Origin of the sequence: Gilvimarinus gilvus (assembly GCF_030518155.1) — a bacterium.
Taxonomy (GTDB): domain Bacteria; phylum Pseudomonadota; class Gammaproteobacteria; order Pseudomonadales; family Cellvibrionaceae; genus Gilvimarinus; species Gilvimarinus gilvus.
Genome location: NZ_JAULRU010000304.1, coordinates 1 through 324 on the forward strand (window position 1 = coordinate 1; position 324 = coordinate 324).

Consider the following 324-nt stretch of genomic DNA (forward strand, 5'->3'; position numbering starts at 1 on the left):
ATCGTGCGTGCCATCCCCACCGCCGCGCTCAACCGCAGCCGCTACATGCTGCTGGTGTTCAGTGACCGGCGCACCCCAGAGCAGCGTGCCACCGATGCTGCCATGGCCCAGGAAGAAGCCGACCGCAAGGGCACCGCGCCCGCCGGCCAGCCAGCCACAACCGGCGAGCAGGCCGCACCGGCCACGGGTACCCCTGCAGCGCCGGCCAGCCCGGCCACGCCAACGGCCCCGGCCGCGCAGCCTGCGGCCCCAAGTGCTGCCCCGGCGGCAGCGCCGGCTGCCCCCGCCCACACCCGGAGACAATGATGGCTGCATCGCGCCGCA

1 protein-coding gene is annotated in these 324 nt (G+C 75.0%); it reads left to right on the forward strand.

Annotated elements, in window-relative coordinates; all coding sequences use genetic code 11:
* A partial coding sequence (locus QWI17_RS04960) for a hypothetical protein (RefSeq protein WP_302721401.1) occupies positions 1-306 on the forward strand: 306 nt, incomplete at its 5' end.
* Positions 307-324 lie beyond the last annotated feature (18 nt).